At 58.5% G+C, this 15,595-nt stretch carries 15 protein-coding genes; 9 read left to right on the top strand and 6 right to left on the bottom strand.

What is annotated here, in order from left to right; all coding sequences use genetic code 11:
- Window positions 1-28: 28 nt before the first annotated feature.
- Window positions 29-1,822, bottom strand: a complete 1,794-nt coding sequence (pilB, locus tag ACOJCM_RS15740) for a type IV-A pilus assembly ATPase PilB (protein WP_445213016.1) — start codon at window positions 1,820-1,822, stop codon at window positions 29-31.
- 392 nt (window positions 1,823-2,214) lie between these two features.
- On the opposite strand from pilB, the gene ACOJCM_RS15735 reads away from it, so the two are divergent.
- The 4 genes from ACOJCM_RS15735 (at window position 2,215) to ACOJCM_RS15720 (ending at window position 5,910) form a co-directional block, all read left to right on the top strand.
- Complete coding sequence (locus tag ACOJCM_RS15735; protein WP_445213015.1) at window positions 2,215-2,595, top strand: prepilin-type N-terminal cleavage/methylation domain-containing protein; 381 nt, start codon at window positions 2,215-2,217, stop codon at window positions 2,593-2,595.
- Between the two features lie 30 nt (window positions 2,596-2,625).
- Window positions 2,626-4,011: an O-antigen ligase family protein gene (locus ACOJCM_RS15730; protein ID WP_445213014.1), complete on the top strand. Its 1,386-nt coding sequence runs from the start codon at window positions 2,626-2,628 to the stop codon at window positions 4,009-4,011.
- A gap of 113 nt (window positions 4,012-4,124) precedes the next feature.
- Entirely contained in the window at window positions 4,125-5,408 is a 1,284-nt protein-coding gene (locus tag ACOJCM_RS15725; protein WP_445213013.1) for a PilX N-terminal domain-containing pilus assembly protein, read from the top strand.
- 64 nt (window positions 5,409-5,472) lie between these two features.
- Window positions 5,473-5,910, top strand: coding sequence for a DUF7305 domain-containing protein (locus ACOJCM_RS15720; RefSeq protein ID WP_445213012.1), 438 nt, complete (start codon window positions 5,473-5,475; stop codon window positions 5,908-5,910).
- A 74-nt stretch (window positions 5,911-5,984) separates the two neighbouring features.
- On the opposite strand, the gene ACOJCM_RS15715 is transcribed toward ACOJCM_RS15720, so the two are convergent.
- From ACOJCM_RS15715 to ACOJCM_RS15700, 4 genes are all read right to left on the bottom strand, one after another.
- On the bottom strand, window positions 5,985-6,851 hold the full coding sequence (locus tag ACOJCM_RS15715; RefSeq protein ID WP_445213011.1) for a glycine betaine ABC transporter substrate-binding protein: 867 nt from the start codon (window positions 6,849-6,851) through the stop codon (window positions 5,985-5,987).
- An 80-nt stretch (window positions 6,852-6,931) separates the two neighbouring features.
- Window positions 6,932-7,771, bottom strand: coding sequence for an ABC transporter permease (locus ACOJCM_RS15710; RefSeq protein ID WP_445213488.1), 840 nt, complete (start codon window positions 7,769-7,771; stop codon window positions 6,932-6,934).
- Between the two features lie 5 nt (window positions 7,772-7,776).
- Window positions 7,777-8,985: a quaternary amine ABC transporter ATP-binding protein gene (locus ACOJCM_RS15705; protein ID WP_445213010.1), complete on the bottom strand. Its 1,209-nt coding sequence runs from the start codon at window positions 8,983-8,985 to the stop codon at window positions 7,777-7,779.
- 141 nt (window positions 8,986-9,126) lie between these two features.
- Window positions 9,127-9,831, bottom strand: coding sequence for a Crp/Fnr family transcriptional regulator (locus tag ACOJCM_RS15700; RefSeq protein ID WP_445213009.1), 705 nt, complete (start codon window positions 9,829-9,831; stop codon window positions 9,127-9,129).
- Window positions 9,832-10,112: 281 nt separating this feature from the next.
- Here ACOJCM_RS15700 and ACOJCM_RS15695 point away from each other — a divergent pair, with 281 nt between their 5' ends.
- Window positions 10,113-10,493 carry a histone-like nucleoid-structuring protein, MvaT/MvaU family gene (locus tag ACOJCM_RS15695; protein ID WP_445213008.1) on the top strand — a complete coding sequence of 127 codons (381 nt, stop codon included), beginning with the start codon at window positions 10,113-10,115 and terminating at the stop codon, window positions 10,491-10,493.
- Between the two features lie 90 nt (window positions 10,494-10,583).
- Here the strand turns inward: ACOJCM_RS15695 and ACOJCM_RS15690 are convergent, their stop codons facing one another.
- The gene (locus ACOJCM_RS15690; RefSeq protein WP_445213007.1) at window positions 10,584-11,405 is read right to left on the bottom strand and encodes a helix-turn-helix transcriptional regulator; all 822 of its coding nucleotides are present in this window, start codon (window positions 11,403-11,405) and stop codon (window positions 10,584-10,586) included.
- A 388-nt stretch (window positions 11,406-11,793) separates the two neighbouring features.
- On the opposite strand from ACOJCM_RS15690, the gene ACOJCM_RS15685 reads away from it, so the two are divergent.
- From ACOJCM_RS15685 to ACOJCM_RS15670, 4 genes are all read left to right on the top strand, one after another.
- Window positions 11,794-12,090 (top strand): hypothetical protein, encoded by a 297-nt coding sequence (locus ACOJCM_RS15685; protein WP_445213006.1) that lies wholly within the window; start codon window positions 11,794-11,796, stop codon window positions 12,088-12,090.
- A 40-nt stretch (window positions 12,091-12,130) separates the two neighbouring features.
- Complete coding sequence (locus ACOJCM_RS15680) at window positions 12,131-12,634, top strand: hypothetical protein (protein WP_445213005.1); 504 nt, start codon at window positions 12,131-12,133, stop codon at window positions 12,632-12,634.
- A 461-nt stretch (window positions 12,635-13,095) separates the two neighbouring features.
- On the top strand, window positions 13,096-14,103 hold the full coding sequence (locus ACOJCM_RS15675; RefSeq protein ID WP_445213004.1) for an NAD-dependent epimerase: 1,008 nt from the start codon (window positions 13,096-13,098) through the stop codon (window positions 14,101-14,103).
- Window positions 14,093-15,559 (top strand): MBL fold metallo-hydrolase RNA specificity domain-containing protein, encoded by a 1,467-nt coding sequence (locus ACOJCM_RS15670; protein WP_445213003.1) that lies wholly within the window; start codon window positions 14,093-14,095, stop codon window positions 15,557-15,559. Before ACOJCM_RS15675 ends, ACOJCM_RS15670 begins: the two co-directional genes overlap by 11 nt.
- Window positions 15,560-15,595: the final 36 nt, after the last annotated feature.

Genomic DNA, 15,595 nt, shown 5'->3' with positions numbered 1-15,595 from the left:
GCCCAGCCAGATAAAGCAAAGGTATGAGTTAGTCTTTGGTCACCCGGTTGACCTCGGTCAGGCTGGTAATACCCTGCATCACTTTCAGCAGCCCGCTGCGGCGCAGGTCCGGGTGACCCTCTTCCCGTGCCAATCGGTCGAAGTCCATGGCGTTGCCGTTGCGCATGATCAGCTGGCTCATGGCGTTGCTGATCGGTACCACCTCGTAAATCCCCACGCGCCCCTTGTAGCCGAGGGTGCAGTGCTTGCAGCCCACCGCCTCGTAGACCGTCGCGCTATCCACTTCCTTCTCGGTGAAGCCTTCCTGCAGCAGCGCTTCGCGGGGGATGGCGGCCTCCTGCCGGCAGTGCTTGCATAGTCGCCGTGCCAGGCGCTGGGCAATGATCAGGCTCACGGAGCTTGCAATGTTGAAGGCCGGCACGCCCATGTTGGCCAGGCGTGTCAGCGTCTCGGCCGCGGAGTTGGTATGTACTGTCGAGAGCACCAGGTGGCCTGTCTGCGAGGCCTTCACCGCAATCTCCGCGGTTTCCAGGTCGCGTATCTCGCCCACCATCACCACGTCCGGGTCCTGGCGCAGGAAGGCGCGCAGGGCGCTGGCGAAATCCAGGCCGATCTTGGGCAGCACGTTGACCTGGTTGACCCCCGGTACCTTGATCTCCACCGGATCCTCGGCGGTGCAGATATTGCGCTGCACCTCGTTGAGAATGTTCAGGCCGGTGTAGAGCGTGACCGTCTTGCCGCTGCCGGTGGGCCCGGTGACGAGGATCATGCCCTGGGGGTGGTCCAGCACGCCTTCGTAGAGTTCGCGCTGCTCCGGCGTGAAGCCCAGGGCATCGATGCCGATCTGCGCCGAGGTGGGGTCGAGAATACGCAGCACGAGCTTTTCGCCATACACGGTAGGCAGCGAGTTGACACGAAAATCGATCGAGCGCGTGCGGGACACCTTCAGCTTGATCGCGCCATCCTGCGGCAGGCGGCGCTCGGAGATGTCCAGCCGTGCCATCACCTTCAGGCGCGCGGCGATGCGCGAACGCATGGCGAACGGTGGGCGCGCCGCCTCCATCAGCATGCCGTCCACGCGCATACGCACGCGGTAGCTGGTTTCGTAGGGTTCGAAGTGGATGTCCGAGGCACCCCGGCGAATGGCATCCAGCAGCACCTTGTTGACGAACTTGACGATGGGGGCGTCGTCGGCGCCGCTGGTGGCGGCATCGGGGGCGCTATCGTCGCTGATATCGACGCCATGCTCGAACTCGAGTTCGCTGACGGCGTCGTCTACGCCCGCCAGCTCGTCCATCATGCTGGCGTCGTTCTGCGCCAGGTAGGCCTCGAGCACCGGCGTGAGCTGGTCGACCGGGCACAGCACCGCCTCGATGCTCAAGCCGGTGGCGAACTGCAGCTCATCGAGCAACGCCAGGGTGGAGGGGTAGGGCACCGCCACCGTCAGGCGATGATTACGCCGGGTCAGCGGTACCACGCACAGCTTGCGCAGCAGCTTGTGGGGGTATTCGCTGGCCGACGGCAGGCTAGAGAGCCGCAGCGCATCCAGGTCGACCACCGGCAGACCGTACTCCCAGGCGGCGCACAGCGTGGCCTGGCGGGCCGTGGCCAGGCCGGTTTCGATCACATGTTGCAGCAGGCTGATCTCGGCCTCGCGCGCCTCGTATTCCGCCCGCTCCGCTGCGGCGCGCGAAAGCAGCCCGTACTCCACCAGGCGGCGGGTAAAGCCGCGCAGTCCCTCCAGATCGGCCACAGGCGGCGCAGCGGCTTGCTCGTCGGCAGCCGCATGGGAGGCGTGAGGTGCTTTACGATACTCGTTCATGTCGCCTCAGGCGTTTGGCCCGTACGGGCGTGAGCTCAGGGTTACCGGCATTCTAGTCCGTAGGTATGAGATATCACACACTATTGACTCGTCCAGCCACGTACTGGCATTAACGTTAGCATCGTTTATGATGAGTTTGTTCACATGCTCGCTACGGCATACGTAGGTAGCGCTTGCAGTGTGAAGTATGTGTAAATTAATGTGAGCCATAAGGGGGCCGTGTGCCACCGGAACGAAGCGGACCCGGGCAAAGGCAGGCAAGGGCTCGGGCCGTTGGCAAGGGGAAGGGCAGCTTGCTGCCCACGACGCGAGAGCGGCACCGTGCCGCACAGGTGACGGCCAAGGCTGCCGATGCAGCCGCACGGCACGAGAGAGAGCAGGGGACAACGGCGATGAAAATGAATGAATTGATGCAGAAGAGGGCGGCAGCCAAGCGAGGCCAGGGCGGTTTCACCCTGATCGAACTGCTGATCGTCGTGGCGATCATTGGTATTTTGGCTGCTATTGCTGTTCCACAATACAATAATTACTTAGATAGATCGGCTATTGCAGCCTGCGAAGCTGAAGCTAAGGCTTACGCTAATTCTTTAGCTGGAGCAAGGATAATCGAAGCTAACACGTTGCCTCAACCACAAGCTAACGGTGCTTGCGCCTACCCTGCAGACGTACAAAATACAGCATTGGGTGCAACTTTTACGGCTAATCCTACTAGGACGTCAGTTTCAAGTGAAAACGTCGTTGTCCGTGTCGGCGGCCAAGATATTGGCAGCTAACTTAACTCGACATCAGTTAAGGCCGGCAAAATGCCGGCCATCTTTATGTATACTTTTGATTTAAGCCGAATTTTTGTTTTGTTTTTTTTGTTGGTTTTTGCTGTTTTTGGATGGAAGTTTAGCCATACTATGTGGCTGTTTTTTTTAAATAAATCTATCAAAACTCCAGTCGTGCGTTTTGCAATTTTGTTTGTGACTATTTTTTTTATTTTAACCATGAGTGAAGGTTACCTTGCTCTGTCTTTGCTAGAATTGTTTTCATTTTTGTTTATATTTTATACCATTGGTATTTTGATTTTTTTATTAAAAATAAGCGGGAAAAATAATCACTGGTATCTTTTTGGCAGTATGCTTATTATTTTTTTTGCTGCATACATTGTTTATGTTTTCGATGCGGTTTACGTAAAGTATTACTTTATAAGGCAAATAGATTTTACCCCTGGGTTTACGAACATTCGCCATTTCTCAGACGTTGCAGCAGGCCTGATGCCCCTTGCGCTGCTCTATGTCGTTTGCCGCTCCCGTCCTTCCCTAATCGCCGCCTTTCTCAGTTTCCTGCCGCTTTCCGTCTGGTGGTATGTGCTATTCATTACTGAGGGGCGGGCAGGTATTCTTTCACTTGTGCTTTCGACGTTTATCGCTTTGGTACTGTTTGGACGTGCCGCACAATGGCCGGTGGCTACGCTGTTTTCTTCTGCTCTTGCAGGCTTAGCAGGTTGGTGGTTCATTAATCCCCTTCGTAAGTCAGCGGATGGCGCCATTTTCCTTCGTAACATTACCAGTGACAGCAACCGCTTCGACCTGTGGCGAACCGCCATTCAGTATGGCTTGGAAAACTTTCCGTTAGGCATTGGGCCGATGCAGTTCGCTGGGGATGGGCGGATCAGCTACGCCCATGCCCATAACCTGATTCTTAATACGGCCGCGGAATGGGGCATTCCGCTGGCGCTAATGCTGTTGGCACTGATTATTTATGGGTGCTGGAAAATTTACCAACGCTCACGTGTCATACCTGAAGCCGACAAGCCGGTTTACGCCTGCCTGGTGATGGCTTTCGTCGGCGTCATGGTGAACGTGCAGTTCGCCGGTGCGCATATCTTTCCTTTGAGTTCGTTAGTAATGGTGCTTGCTATCGGCTTGGTGTTCGGCTATCGCGATTCCCAACAGCCACCTATGCAGCGACCCGCAGGCCCAGTGCCTATTCAGGCGACGCTGTTATGGGCTGGGATGATGCTAATGATGGCTTATCTTCTCTACGCGGGCATGGAGCTTTATTGGCTCTCGGTGGATTCACGCACGTTGTGTATGCAAGAAGCAGGGCGACCGATGCTGTACCCCCGCTTCTGGACTCAGGGCCGGTTGGAATGCATGCAAATGGTCGCGCCAGATCATTGGTTGTTCTGGTCATGGCGCTAGATCAATGATCGGTTCGCCTTCGATAAGACACGCACCCCATCCATGCGTGACGCCTATCAGTGAATAAAGTAAAGTTGTGTAAATTTTAGGTGCGAATGTCACAGGAGGTGGCGATGGCGGGCATACGACAGAAGCAGCAGGGCGCTGCGTTGGTGATGGTGCTCGCCATGCTGAGCATGACGCTCATGCTCGGCCTCTCCAGCATGAGCGGCAGTCTCGTAAACGAGAGGTTGGCGGGTAACTACCGGGCATCGGTTCTGGCGCAGAACGAAGCGGAAGCAGGGCTATTTACTTTTAATGATGAGCTGCGTGCGGCTGTCACGGCACTTAACGAGGGCCAGTTACCCGTGCCGCCTGTATTTGCCAGCGGCAATGTCAGTAACTTCTACAGCCGTTTGCGTGATGCAGCCAATCTGGACAGTGCTGAAGAAATCGAGGCAGCACTCGCCAGTGCCTTTTCCGGACCATGGCAAACCGGCAATCTCAATGACGGCGGGCGTTACCGATGGCGCCTGAGGCCGCCTACACCTGAAGAGGAAGCATTGCTAGCGGGGCAGGTTGGTATTCGTATCGAAAGCGAGGGTTTTTACGGCTCGGCTAATGATCAAGAGGCAGCCAAGCGCTCCCTCTCCGCACTCATGCTACTGCCTGAACTCCCAACAGGAGGTCGGCGGGGGCTGACCAGTTGTGAAAGCATCCTTGTCAAGGGAAGTGGCATGATCGATAGCTATGACTCTCGCTTAGGTAGCTATGGGGGTAGTAATTCGAGGCGGAGCAATATCGATGTAGCCACTCAAACTGCTGATTCCAATGTCTTTGTGACCGGCTCTTCACCCATCTATGGCAACGTTGCCTCGAGTGGTGGAGTCTTGGCCGAGGGGTCGGGTGAAATCCATGGTCGAGTACGCGCCTACGAAGACATCAAGCTCAAAGGGGGTGGGGTTAACGTCTACGGCTCAACCTCTGGCATGAAGGATATTATATTTGAAAGTAGCGCCACGGTTCATGGTAACGTTCATGCAGGCCACTTGCTTCACTTCAAAAACCATTCTGCTGGTGTGAATGGTAATGCCAGGAGCCCGCTCGTCTTGTCAGATAATCGTTCGCCTGATGATCATGTCAGTGGAGAACTTGTTATCGGTTCCGCTCCACCCGATGAAGAATCTTTTGGCTTCAAGCCGAAAACTAATAAAGAAGATTGTATCGTGCATGGGCGATATACGTCTTTCTTGCCCTATCTTAGCAGCTCATCGGGAGAACACCTTGGTGCTCTCGATTTCGGAGGAGGGAGTCGTACTGTTACACTGGGATTGGACGGCTTGCGAGATCCGAGCAGTGCCCCCCCGATCTGTCGGTGTTCCACCAGACGAGGGGCCCCTTGTCGTTCGTGCCAGTAGCTTAAACCTTGACGGTAGCGCCAAGTTTCAGATCGGTAAGGTGGGCGAGCCAGTCGACATCGTTATGGTGGTGACAGGAAACGTGGCTGTTAAAGGTGGCGCATCGTTTGAAATTGCTGAAGGAAGCTCACTGACATTGCTCACCACGGGGGAGGTTGATTTCCCCAGTGGAATCGTGCTGGGGGATGGCAAGCCGACGCGTATGGTGGATGGTGAAATCCAGCCGATCTTTTCCCTTATCTCAACGCTTGAAGACGATGGCGGCAAGGTGGGTGTGAAGATTGGGGGATCGTCGAGCTTTTATGGTCAGATTATCGCACCCTATTCACAAGTGCTCATCAATGGTAGTGGCCAATTCTATGGAGAGGTAAGTGCTGGTAGCATCACGGTCGACGGCGCGGGTGGATTCCATTATGACGAGGCTTTCGGAGACATGCCCGATGGCCTGAACGAAGGCGGAGCGATAGCTTTACCCCGTCTCCAGGCGATTGGAGACCTCTAGTCATCGGCACCTTTAGACAATAGAAAGGGCCCTGCTGATGTGCAGGGCCCACTTCTGCGACGTGGCATACTCGCTCAGCCGTTAATCCAGCCTTCCACCACGTCCTGGTTCTCTTCGACCCACTGCTTGGCGTTCTCGTAGGGGTCGGCGTCCTCCTCCTGGTTCATCAGCATGACTTCACCCATCTGTTCGGGTGTCCACTCGAAGGCATCCAGGATGGCGTAGGCCTCGGGCATGTCGTCCTCCAGGCCCTGGCGGACGATGGTATGGATCTGCTCGGCGCCGCCGTAGACGTTTTCCGGGTCTTCCAGGTACTTGAGGTCCCAGCGTGCGAACATCCAGTGCGGCGTCCAGCTGGTGACGACGATGTCCTCTTCGTTGGAAATGGCGTTGGACAGGGCGGCAACCATGGTGGCATCGCTGCCGCTGCGCAGGTCCAGCTCGAGGTCATAGGTATCGATCACCTCTTCGGTCAGGCCCATCAGGCCGGCACCGGGGTCGATACCGATGATCTCGCCGTTGAAGGTGTCGGCATTGTCGTTGAGCTCGGCAATGCTGTCGACTTCGGTGTACTCCGGCACGACCAGGCCCAGCTTGGTGCCGTCCAGGTTCGGGCCGAGATCCTCGACATCGTCGCCGACCCGTTCCATGTACTCTTCATGCGTGGTCGGCAGCCAGGCCGCCACGATGGCATCGGCATCGCCGCTGGCCACGGCCTGCCACATGGCGGCGGCACCCAGGGAGGTCATGTCGACCTCGAAGCCCGCCTGCTCGAGTACGGCGCGTACCACATTGGTGGAAGCTACTTCGGAAGACCACTCCACGTAGGCCAGGTGAACCGTGCCCTTGTCCTGGGCCTGGGCAACACCCGCGGCCAGGCCGGCACCAACAGCCAGGGCCAGGCCAGATAGACGCATATGACGCGGCGAGATAGTAGTCATGAGTTCCCTCCCTTTGCTTCAGTTTACTTTGCTTTACATGAACAGCCTGCCCCTTCATCACTCGTGATGCAAGGACGGGCTCAGCCTCTGCCTTTTCGTGGCTTGCGCAGCGACTGGGTGAGTCTGTCCAGCAACATGGCCAGGATGACCACGGCGATTCCCGCCTCGAAGCCATCGCCGGGGCGCAGGCGCTGAATGGCCCGCCACACTTCGCTGCCCAGGCCATCGGCGCCGATCATCGCTGCAATCACCACCATGGAAAGCGCCAGCATGATGGTCTGGTTGATGCCTGCCATCACCGTGGGCAGCGAGAGCGGCAGCTGTACCTTGAACAGCTTCTGGCCTCGGGTGGCGCCGTAGGCATCGGCGGCTTCGATCAGTTCCACCGGCACCTGGCGAATGCCCAGGGTGGTGAAACGGATGGCGGGGGGCATGGAGAAGATCACGGTGGCAAATATTGCCGACACCGAACCGATGCCGAAGAAAGGTATTGCCGGTATCAGGTAGACAAAGGCCGGCATCGTCTGCATGAAGTCCAGCACCGGCATGATGGCGCGGTAGAGCCGCTCGGAGAGCGCCGCGGCGATGCCCACCGGCAGGGCGATGACCACCGCCACCAGCGTGGCGATGACCACTAGCGTCAGGGTCTCGATCATCGGCTCCCACAGGCCCATGTTCCAGATCAGCGCCAGCCCGGCCACGGCACCGATGGCCAGGCGCAGGTTGGCCAGTTTCCAGCACAGCCCGGCGATAATGGCCAGCAGCGCCCACTCGGGCAGCCACATCAGCACCTCGTTGAGCCAGGCGATGCCGGTCTGGGTCACCCGGGAGATACCGCGCGTCACCATCGAATATTCGCTGGTCAGCCAGTCCAGGCCGCCTTCGATCCACTTGCCCAGCGGAATACGGGGAATGTCGATAGCCATCAGTTGCCTCCTTCAGCCGCCTGGGCCAGTTCATCGAGTACCGCTCCCTTGACCACCACGCCCAGCAGTCGCTTCTGGTCGTCGACCACGGCGATGGGGAAGCTCTTCTCGGAGAACATGGCGAAGAGGTTATGCATCGGCTCATCCGGCCCCACGGTGCGAAAATCCTGGGTCAGGGCATCGGCAATGCTCTCCTTGCCTGCCTTGATCAGGTTCTCGGCGGCTTCGGCCTCGAGCAGGCCCACCAGCGAACGGTCGCGCCGGGTGACGTAGATGGAGTCGATGGCGTGCTCGTGCATTTTGCGCAGGGCGGTACGTGGCCCGTCCGTATCCCGCACGGTGGCCCGCACCTTGCGCATGGCACTCTCGGCCGTGAGGATGCGCGAACGATCGACCCCCTCGATAAAGCGGCGCACGTATTCGTCGGCGGGGCGGGTGAGAATCTCCTCCGGCGTGCCGATCTGCACGATCTCGCCATCCTTGAGCAGCACGATGCGGTCGCCGATGGTCAGCGCCTCGTCGAGGTCGTGGGTGATGAACACCGTGGTCTTCTGCATGCGGTGCTGCAACTCCAGCAGCTCTTGCTGCATGTCGCCGCGAATCAGCGGATCGAGCGCCGAAAAGGCCTCGTCCATCAGCAGCACGGTGGAATCGTTGGCCAGTGCCCGGGCCAGGCCCACCCGCTGCTGCATGCCGCCGGAAAGCTGGTTGGGGTAGGCGTCCTCCCAGCCCTCGAGCCCCACCTGCCTGAGGGCGTTGCGGGCCGTTTCGGTGCGTTCGGCCTTGTCAACGCCGCGGATCTCCAGGCCGAACTCGGCATTTTGCTGCACGGTGCGGTGGGGGAAGAGGGCGAAGTTCTGGAATACCATCGAGAAGTGGCGGCGGCGGCATTCCAGCAGCGCCTTGTCGCCCAATTCGGGGATGTTCTCGCCATCGATGACGATTTCGCCCTGGGTGGGTTCGATAAGACGGTTAAGGCAGCGGATGAGGGTCGACTTGCCCGAACCCGAAAGCCCCATGATGACCAGCAGCTCGCCTTCATAGACATCGAAGCTGATATCGGAGAGTCCCAGTGTCTGTCCTATCTTCTCGAGTATCTCGGGGCGCTTGAGCCCCTTGTCGCGCAGCTCGAGCGCTTTCTTCGGCTGGTTGCCGAAGACCTTGCTCAAGTGTCGAACGCGTATCTTGACGTTACGATTTTCGTTCATTGCGATGCCTTGCCCGACAAAACCGACAACCCTAACGGTTGTAACACGAAGTTTCAAATCTGCGCAGGTATCCGCCTCCGCAATGGTCAGGCATTGGGTGGCTGCGTAAGTTGGGCTGGCGAAGAGAAGCGGGCCGGGAGGCTAGTGGGGGAAATGCAGATTGTGGGGCTTGAAATCGCCCAGCGAAGCCAGGCCTTGCCAGTTCTTGATGCGGATCTGTTTATGATCGCAATGCTCGATCAGGCCTTTGCGCTTGATCTTGTTCATCGAGCGACTGACGTGAACACTCGATAGGCCGAGGACGTCGGACATTTCCTCTTGCGTCAAAGGAAAGAAATAACGCCCCTGATACGTCAGGCCCGCGGCGTACGAGCGGGCGTAACACTCGCACAGCAAGTTGGCGATGCGGCCCTCCGCGTCGCGTGCCGACACATTGACGATCCAGTTCATGGCCACGCTATGACTCATATGGCCCGACGCCTTGAACAGGCGAAGGATGCGCGGTCGCTCGAAGAGTCGCTCGGCGCTTTCGGGATCGATGGTGGTGAAGCGAAGGGGCGTGATGGCCTTGATGGAAAAATCGAGCCTGTTGTAAAGCCCTTGGCCATTGTCGCTAATGTCGCCGGGCAGCAGTAGCGAGGTGATGGGCTTGCGGCCATCGCGCAGCATCTTGTAGCGACAGGCCCAGCCCTTCTCGATTAGGTGCAGGCAGGCGAGCGTGTCGCCTTCACGGACAATGTGGCTGCCTTTCCTTACCTCGCGCACAGGCCCCATGTAGGAGAAGAAAACGCGTTTGTCCTCGTCGCATAAGTCATTGCGTGACTTGAAATTATGGAAAAAATACATGTCATCCTTACGTTGCCGCTCCATTTCTTTCCGTTAGCAGTGTAGCAAACGACAGTGACCCGACAAGCCGGCCACGGCTGGCTAAGAGCAGCCAGTCTGAGCGCGAGCGCACTTATTCAAGATCTCTTTCGTTGATGCTTTTCGAGGCGGCATAAGTTTCGGTATATTGACGCTGCCAATAAGACTCGCTAAAAATTATCTTACGCTATTGTCATTTCAAGCGCGTTGATGTATTTATAAGCCGCATCCCGCAAACTCCCAATCGATGACAGGAATCGCCAATGTCCCTCTTAAGCGAATTCATGCAGAAAGAGCAGCAGCTCAAGCAGCTCCAGGCTGAAATGGAGCGCCTGCAGAACGACGAGCGCCTCAAGGCCGAACTGGAATTCAAGGATAAGCTTGAAGCGCTGATGCGCGAGTTCAATAAGAGCTCGGCCGATGTTATCAACCTGCTGGAACCGCAGGGCGGAAAATCTGCGCCGGCCAAGACGGCATCCTCTAACAGCACTGGCCGTCGCAAGCGCAAGCTGAAGATCTACAAGAACCCCAAGACCGGCGAAGTGGTGGAAACCCGCGGCGGTAATCAAAAGACGCTGAAAGCGTGGAAAGACGAATACGGCTCCGACACCGTCGAGGGTTGGCTGGTTCGCGTCGAATCCTGAGCCATTGCTGTTACTGGCACTATGTTGCCGGGCCTGGGGCCCGGCTTCGGTATATAGCGTTAGTATGAGTGGGTTTTGGGTATGAAGCGCTCAGGCTTTCTGAACGGGCAAGCGCATTTCAATGCCATCCTCTCCCCATTCCACTTGAAGGGCATCTCCCGTGGCGTGTCGCTGTTCTCCCGGCAAGCCTTCGCATACCAGATACTGCAGGACGTCCGGTATCTCCTCGAGCGTCTGTATTGCGACACAAGCATGTTCCTGGGCGGGTATCTTCAGCAGTCGAAATGAGGCCGGAATCGGAATGCCCGGCGCTTCGCTCTGCTTGACCAGCGGCCCCACGTCGATTCGCTCGGTTTCGCAGGCCAGAGGATTGCCATGCAGCAGGGCAAGCGTGCTTCCCTGCTTCAAGCGCTCCGGTAAACCTTCTGCTCCCTTGGCATGCTGGCGCCATTTTCTCAACAGACTGAGAGGCGAGTGGTGAGCAAGGCGGTACAGGCGCGTCACCACGGCGTGGCTGGTGGGCAGCTTGCGTATCTGGAACGCCGGGGGCTCGCCCTCCTTGTCGCTGCCAAAGGGGTGGTCGCGTAGTTTCAAACGCTGGGCCTGGCGGTATTGGCGCGGCGTTTGATTGTGGTATCGTTGGAAGGCGCGGCTGAACGCGGAATGGTTCTGATAACCGCACTTGTTCGCAATGGTTTGGACAGCAAACGGCGTGAAGGCCAGCAATCGAGCCGCCTTTTCCAGCCTCAAGCTGTCACGGTACGCACTGGGGGATTGCCCGAAACACTGTTTGAACCTGCGCCGAACCTGTGAGGTCGAATAACCGAGTCGGCTGGCGAGGTCTTCGATTCCCTGCTGGCTATCCAAATGGTCTTGCAGCCAGATCTCCGCCCGCATCATCTCGTTATACATAACTGTCCCTTGCTTGAATTCAGCAGCAAAAGCGCGATTGCTGCGTCCTTAACAACGCTGGTGCCGTTGAAGGCACCTGGGCCGTGCCGGTTCGGCCGAACGCCCGTTTTTATGCTTTTTATGATCTCTTTATGCGCTGTCGCGGGATGCAAAGGCAAGTTCGGTTACTCAGTTTGACCGTTTGTGCATAATATTTTTCGATAGCGATATGTGCCTCCATGCTCGTTGCGTTCCTGACTCCCAGCGTAGCGCATGGCCCTGCCTTCGCTACCCGGCGGTTTGGCGGTATACTGGGGCCACTCACCACCCTGTACCGACGGTGCCGCCCGCGTGTGGAAGGCAATGGGCGTGCCCTGTTCCTCCGGTACTTGAGTCAATATGGATTACGATGAGAAACCAAAAACCCAACCGTTCCATGGATGAGCGCGAGAAACTGCGCAAGTTTCGTGAGCTCGATGATGCCTTCGCTCAGGCGCTGCGCGAGCTGGAAAAACCCCATTCAAGGCTCGACATTCCCACGGGCCCCCCGGTTCGCAGCCTGGCGGAGCTTGAGGCGGAAGAGCAGCAGCAACGCCAGCAGGTATTCGAACAGCGGCTCAAGTCGCTGATGAGCGAATACGCCCAGCCCAAGGAGAGCGTGACCGACCTGCTGCGCACCCTGCAGTCCCTCGGACACCTCGCCTGAGCGGCGTTAAGCCCATTTCGTCGAAGAGCGGCTTTCGCGAATGACGTATTTCCTGGTAATGGGCAGCCTGGTGCTGTCTGTTCTGTTCACGCTGGGGTGGGCGCTTTCCCGCCTGCTGCGCTGGGTGGCTTCCGGCTTCACGCTGGCCCGTACAGGTGGGGCCGGGAAGTCTCGGGGCGCAGCGGCCAAACGCCGCGGCGCAACACAGGCCGGTGCCAGGCGTACCGCCAAGGCCGGTAGTGCTAAGTCCAGCGCCGCCAACACCAAACCCAAAAGTGCCCGCACCAAGAGCGAGAGTAAGCCTCCCAGCCAGCCCTGGGGTATCACTCGCCGCCTGGCCGAGTGGCATTCCAGCATGGCGCTGGCGCTGGTCGCCGCGCTCGTCTACCTCGTGGCACGTCTCGTGGAACACGGCATGAGCTACCGGCCGCCCTACAGCGCGCCCAGTGGGTTCGATTCCCTCGTGGCCGGCCTTGGCTGGCTTTCTGCCGCGCTTATTCTGCTCGCGCTATTGCACCGCCTGGCGGCGTGGCGGTGTCGTTGAGAAAGCGTAGAGAGAAGGGCGGCTCATACTTTCTTACGGTTTTTCGTCATTGAATCGTAAGTCGATCTCAACTGACTGGAATGAAACGACTATTTTATCGTTATCAGCAGTAGAGCGTGTTGCCGGAGTCCCGTAGAATTACGCCATTCCGTTAACGATACCCAAGTAGACCGTCAGGAACGGCCAAGGCCACCAGCCACGGCTCATGGTGCACAAAAAATTTTGGTGGTGCCTGCCTTATGGATTCAGGTATCGCATGCAGTAAGGGCAAGGGAACCGCCCGGAACAATCCCTGGGCGGTAGCGTGCCTGAACGACCGGTTACCAGGAACCATACTCCTCGCATGAGACGAACCATCTCGCGACTCATTTGCCTTTCGTTAAGATTGGTAACGCAATATCCGTAATTGTAAGCGACATGAAGCCTCCAAGGATGCGTGATTCATACAGGTAGAGGACAGCGTGAAGATACTTATCACCGGCATTGCGGGGTTTATTGGCCACGCCGTTGCGAAGCGCCTCAGTGGGCAGGGTCACGAGATCGTCGGCATCGACAACCTCAATACCTATTACGATGTCACGTTGAAACAGGCGCGGCTCAACGACCTGTCCGTTTGTCGCGACGTTCAGTTCATTCACCTGGAACTGGCGGATCGAGAGGCGGTGGCGGCGCTGTTTCGAGAAAACGGCTTTGACAGGGTGATTCACTTGGCTGCCCAGGCCGGCGTGCGTTATTCGCTCGAAAATCCGCACGTTTATGCCGACTCGAATCTGATCGGTCAGCTCAACGTGCTGGAAGGCTGCCGCCTGCATAAAGTGGGGCACCTGGTCTACGCTTCTTCAAGCTCGGTGTATGGCATGAATGCCAAGACACCGTTCGACACCGCCGACAGCGTTGACCACCCGGTCAGTCTTTATGCCGCGACCAAGAAGGCCGGCGAGTTGATGAGCCACACCTATGCCCATCTCTACGGCGTACCGATGACCGGGCTGCGTTTCTTCACCGTGTATGGGCCCTGGGGGCGGCCGGACATGGCCATCTTCAAGTTCGTGAAGGCGATGTTCGAGGGCAAGCCGATCCAGGTGTACAACCACGGCGACATGTCGCGGGACTTCACTTATATCGACGATATCGTGGAAGGCATCGTACGCATTCTCGACGTGATTCCCCAGCCCACTACGGACCAGGTTGCGGCCAGCGCCCGGCCGGACCGGAGCACTGCCCCCTACGCGCTCTACAATATCGGCTATGGCGCCCCGGTTTCGCTGATGAGCTTCATCCGCGCGCTGGAAGCCGCCACCGGGCGTGAGGCCGTTTGCGAATACCTTCCCATGCAGCCCGGCGACGTGCCGCGCACCTGGGCCGATACCGAAGCGCTGCTGCAAGCGACGGGATACCGGCCCACGGTTCAAGTGGAGGAGGGTGTGCATCGTTTCGTGGACTGGTACCGGAAATTCTATGCGGTCTGAGATTCTCCATCATGGTGCCGCTACCGGCGTTACCGGCAGCTGCCACCGCCTGCAGATCGCGCCGGACCGTGCCCTGCTGGTCGACTGCGGCCTATTCCAGGGGCAGGATGCCGAACACATCGACAGCCTCGAGCAGCACACGGTGCGCTTCCCGGTGAATGACGTGCTGGCGTTGATCGTCACCCACGTGCACATCGACCACATCGGCCGGCTTCCCTACCTGCTGGCGGCGGGCTATGAGGGACCGATTCTATGTTCGGTACCCTCGGCCCGCCTGCTGCCGCTGGTGATAGAAGATGCCCTCAAGATCGGCTTCACCCGCGACCGTGCCCTGATCGAACGCTTCCTGGCCGAAGTGCAGGGGCGGCTGGTGGCGCTGGATTACAAGACCTGGCACACCGTAATCGATGACGAACGTCATCGCATTCGAGTCAAGCTGCAGCGTGCCGGGCATATTCTCGGTTCCGCCTACGTGGAAGTGGATACGCTGGACAAGGCCATCGGCCAACGCCGAGGGAAGGGCCAGCGCACCGTATTCTCCGGTGACCTGGGCGCGCCCTATGCGCCGCTGTTGCCGGCACCCAAACCGCCGTATCGTGCCGATGTGCTGGTGCTGGAAGCCACCTATGGCGATCGACTGCATGAAGATAGGCGCCATCGCCGCGAGCGCTTGAAGGCGGCCATCGACAGGGCACTGGATAACGGCGGCACCGTCATTGTTCCCGCCTTCAGCGTAGGCCGCACCCAGGAGCTGCTCTACGAGCTTGAAGGGCTGGTCCATAGCGGCCGCGATGAGCGCTGGCGCGAGCTCGAGATCATCGTCGACTCGCCCCTGGCAGCCCGTTTCACCGAGGTCTATCGCGAGCTCAAGCCCTGGTGGGATGCCGAAGCGCACAAGGTTCTGCGCAGCGGGCGCCACCCGCTCAGCTTCGAGAACCTCTACACCGTAGACGATCACGAAGCCCACGATCGCACCGTGGAGTACCTGGCGAAAACGGGACGGCCAGCAGTGGTGATCGCTGCCAGCGGAATGGCCAGCGGGGGCAGGGTAGTCAATTATCTCAAGCGCATGCTGAACGATCCGCGCCACTGCGTACTGTTCACAGGATACCAGGCGCATGGCACCCCGGGCCGCGACATCCAGCGCTACGGGCCGCGTGGCGGTTGGGTGATGCTTGACGGGCAGCGTATCGACATTCGCGCCCAAATCGAAACCGTGAACGGCTACTCGGCTCATGCCGATCAGCTCGACCTGCTCAACTTCGTGCGTCGCATGCGACACCCGCCCAGGGAGGTACGCCTGGTTCATGGCGAGGCTCATGCCCAGGCCGCCCTTAAAGCCAAGCTGCTGGAGTGGGCCAAAGGGGCGGGGCATGAACTAACGGTCACGCTGGGGGCGGAGCAGGTTGCCGGTGTTACTCGATCGACCAACGCCGCTGCCGAGGCGCTGGCATGAAACGGTTTGTAGCAACGCACATTCAATAAAGGGACG

It is taken from the genome of Billgrantia hypersalina, assembly GCF_052584175.1.
This window is presented reverse-complemented; position numbering and strand designations above follow the sequence as displayed.

What these genes read in the sequence shown, in the direction of transcription:
- ACOJCM_RS15670 (WP_445213003.1), top strand. Translation starts at nt 14,093, where the DNA reads ATGCGGTCTGAGATTCTCCATCATGGTGCCGCTACCGGCGTTACCGGC.
- ACOJCM_RS15685 (WP_445213006.1), top strand. Translation starts at nt 11,794, where the DNA reads ATGAGAAACCAAAAACCCAACCGTTCCATGGATGAGCGCGAGAAACTG.
- ACOJCM_RS15705 (WP_445213010.1), bottom strand. Translation starts at nt 8,985, where the DNA reads ATGAACGAAAATCGTAACGTCAAGATACGCGTTCGACACTTGAGCAAG.
- ACOJCM_RS15690 (WP_445213007.1), bottom strand. Translation starts at nt 11,405, where the DNA reads ATGTATAACGAGATGATGCGGGCGGAGATCTGGCTGCAAGACCATTTG.
- ACOJCM_RS15715 (WP_445213011.1), bottom strand. Translation starts at nt 6,851, where the DNA reads ATGACTACTATCTCGCCGCGTCATATGCGTCTATCTGGCCTGGCCCTG.
- ACOJCM_RS15695 (WP_445213008.1), top strand. Translation starts at nt 10,113, where the DNA reads ATGTCCCTCTTAAGCGAATTCATGCAGAAAGAGCAGCAGCTCAAGCAG.
- ACOJCM_RS15680 (WP_445213005.1), top strand. Translation starts at nt 12,131, where the DNA reads ATGACGTATTTCCTGGTAATGGGCAGCCTGGTGCTGTCTGTTCTGTTC.
- ACOJCM_RS15730 (WP_445213014.1), top strand. Translation starts at nt 2,626, where the DNA reads ATGCCGGCCATCTTTATGTATACTTTTGATTTAAGCCGAATTTTTGTT.
- ACOJCM_RS15720 (WP_445213012.1), top strand. Translation starts at nt 5,473, where the DNA reads ATGGTGGTGACAGGAAACGTGGCTGTTAAAGGTGGCGCATCGTTTGAA.
- pilB (WP_445213016.1), bottom strand. Translation starts at nt 1,822, where the DNA reads ATGAACGAGTATCGTAAAGCACCTCACGCCTCCCATGCGGCTGCCGAC.
- ACOJCM_RS15735 (WP_445213015.1), top strand. Translation starts at nt 2,215, where the DNA reads ATGAAAATGAATGAATTGATGCAGAAGAGGGCGGCAGCCAAGCGAGGC.
- ACOJCM_RS15725 (WP_445213013.1), top strand. Translation starts at nt 4,125, where the DNA reads ATGGCGGGCATACGACAGAAGCAGCAGGGCGCTGCGTTGGTGATGGTG.
- ACOJCM_RS15700 (WP_445213009.1), bottom strand. Translation starts at nt 9,831, where the DNA reads ATGTATTTTTTCCATAATTTCAAGTCACGCAATGACTTATGCGACGAG.